We start from the raw sequence: 2,221 nt of genomic DNA on the forward strand, positions 1-2,221 counted from the left end.
CACCTCCGCCCCAGCCCACGCCCCCGCGATGAGCAGGCAGCTGAAGAGTTCGACGAAGATGCTCGCGCCCCTGGCCCGCATCACCGTACGGGTCGAGGCCGCCGCGTCGCCGTGGCTGCCGAGCCGGCGCCGCTCGGCCAGGTACATGCCGCCCACGTAGCCGGGAAGCGCGCCCACCACGGGCACCAGGAAGAAGCCGAGCACCGCGCCGCTCCCGGCCCACACCATCATCCGCCGGTTGACCCCCGAGCCCCGTACCCGCCGGTTGGGCAGCAGCCAGCGCACGAGGTTGCTGAGCAGCAGCACGACCGTGGAGCCCACCAGGACCCCCCACGACAGCGGCCGGGGGGACTGGAGCGCCCACCACAGGATCGCCGCCCACACCAGCCACGGCCCGGGCACTCCCGGCACGAGCACCCCGACGATGCCGAGCAGCAGGACGAGCGCGACGATCAGGACCTCCCACACACTCATGGCCCCACCCTGCGCGCCCGCGCCCGCCCACGCAGTCCGGATACGTCCGAGGGGCCCATACGGAGTACCCCGTGCCCGGCGGTGGTCCCGATCCTCCCCTCCTGCGGTGGCCGAGGTGCCGCCCCAACTGACGACAGCTCGCTTCACCAAGGCGGTCGCCTGGTGAGCCCCCGCGGGGGCTCACCGCGCCACCCAGCCCCTCTCGTACGCGTGCCACCCCAACTGCAACCGCGTCGTCGACCCCGTCAGCTCCATCAAGCCCTTCACTCTCCGCTGCACCGTGCGCAGGCCGAGATCGAGCTGCTTCGCCACACTCGCGTCCGTCATCCCCGCGAGCAGCAGCGAGAGCACCTCCAAGTCCATCCGGTCCGGGCCCGGTTCCCCGTCCTCGTCGACCTCCCCGGCCGAGGCCCCGAGCCGCAGCGGCAGCGCCTCGCGCCACACCGACTCGAAGAGCCCGCTCAGCGCGTCGAGCAGCTCGCTCGCGTGCACGACGAGCGCGGAGGGCTCCGGCGCGCGCGAGGTGAGCGGCACCATCGCGAGCGTGTCGTCGGCGAGGACGAGCTTCGTCGGCACCTCGTCCACGACCCGTACCCGCTCCTCGCGGCCCAGTGCCGCCGACAGTTCGACGAGCCCCGAGGGCTGGTGCAGCACCTCGCGCTCGATCACCACGCGATAGGCGACCCCCCGCCCCACCACCTCCTCCTCCGCGTCGTTCTCCATCCCCGACACGGCCGTGGGCGCCCCCGTGACGAGCGCCCGCACGGTCTCCTTGGCGCCCAACTGGAGCTGGATGAAGCGCTGCGCGATGGCGGTCGTGCCGGTCACCACCTCCAGGAGGTCGTGCGCCGGGGTGCGTTCGCCGCCGGCCCGGTACTCCTCGGCGAGCAGGGCCGCCGCGAGCTCCGCCTGGTCCAGCTCGTGCCGCCGCTGCGTGAGGAGCGCGCCCAGCGCGACGCCGGGCGGCGCGGCGACCCAGCGGCCGGGACCCGCCGAGGAGCGCGCCGCCAGTCCGTGCAGTTCCAGGGTGTGCAGCACGGCCCGCGTCTCCGCCTCGCCCCGCCCGAGCCGCCGTGCCAGCGCGCCGAGTTCGGCCGCGCCGTCCGCCACGAGTGCCCGGTACGCCGCCTCGTGCGGCTCATCCAGTCCGATCGCGCCCAGCATCTTCCGCTTCCCCTCCCCGGCCGTGGCACACACAGATTTCTGGCGGAAACTGGCCACGGCGTAAACCCGCCAGTGCCTATCATCGTCGTCCCCGCGCGGGATCTGACACAGTGACCGTGTCTTGGCCAAAGGTCGGCGACCGGGCATCCGTGGGGGGTGCGCGTCGCAGCAACTTCCGCGGCCGGACTTCTCCGAGTGACTTCCGCGCCGTCACGGCGTGGTACGGCCGTGGCGGCACCCCCGCCAGGGCCGGGAAGTCACCCGCGTCGCCGGGCGGTTCTCCCGTGGGGGGTAGGGCCGCCCGGCCGGCGCGAAGCCCTCCGGACCGGCCGGTAACTTCTCCTCGCGCCGTTTTCGTATCGCCTTCGCGGTGGACAATAAGGGCATGAGCCAACAGGGGGACGCGCGCGAGGACGAGTGGTGGGACCAGCTCTACGAGGAATCGGCGCCGGACACCGGCCCGGACCCCGCGGCCGACACGCTGGACGACCACTTCGCCTCGGCGATGCGCACGGTGAAACCACCGCGGGAGCCGGTCGCCCCTGAGAACTCCCCACCCGCCCGGAGCGCCGCCACCCCACCC

Annotated in this window: 2 protein-coding genes and 1 pseudogene; 1 reads left to right on the plus strand and 2 read right to left on the minus strand. The window is 73.6% G+C overall.

Annotation, left to right across the window (positions count from 1 at the left end; all coding sequences use genetic code 11):
- On the minus strand, positions 1–474 hold a 474-nt coding region (locus IF99_RS0130070), incomplete at its 3' end, for a DUF456 domain-containing protein (protein ID WP_031001621.1).
- A 180-nt stretch (positions 475–654) separates the two neighbouring features.
- On the minus strand, positions 655–1,638 hold the full coding sequence (locus IF99_RS0130075) for a hypothetical protein (protein WP_031001617.1): 984 nt from the start codon (positions 1,636–1,638) through the stop codon (positions 655–657).
- Between the two features lie 385 nt (positions 1,639–2,023).
- Here IF99_RS0130075 and IF99_RS0130080 point away from each other — a divergent pair.
- A pseudogene (locus tag IF99_RS0130080) lies at positions 2,024–2,221 on the plus strand (hypothetical protein); the annotation flags it as partial.

Origin of the sequence: Streptomyces sp. NRRL F-5630, from assembly GCF_000719475.1 — a bacterium.
In the GTDB taxonomy this organism is placed as follows: Bacteria; Actinomycetota; Actinomycetes; order Streptomycetales; family Streptomycetaceae; genus Streptomyces.

Bases quoted from the DNA above. Each gene is read 5' to 3' on its own strand.
- IF99_RS0130075 (WP_031001617.1), bottom strand. From the start codon at position 1,638: ATGCTGGGCGCGATCGGACTGGATGAGCCGCACGAGGCGGCGTACCGG.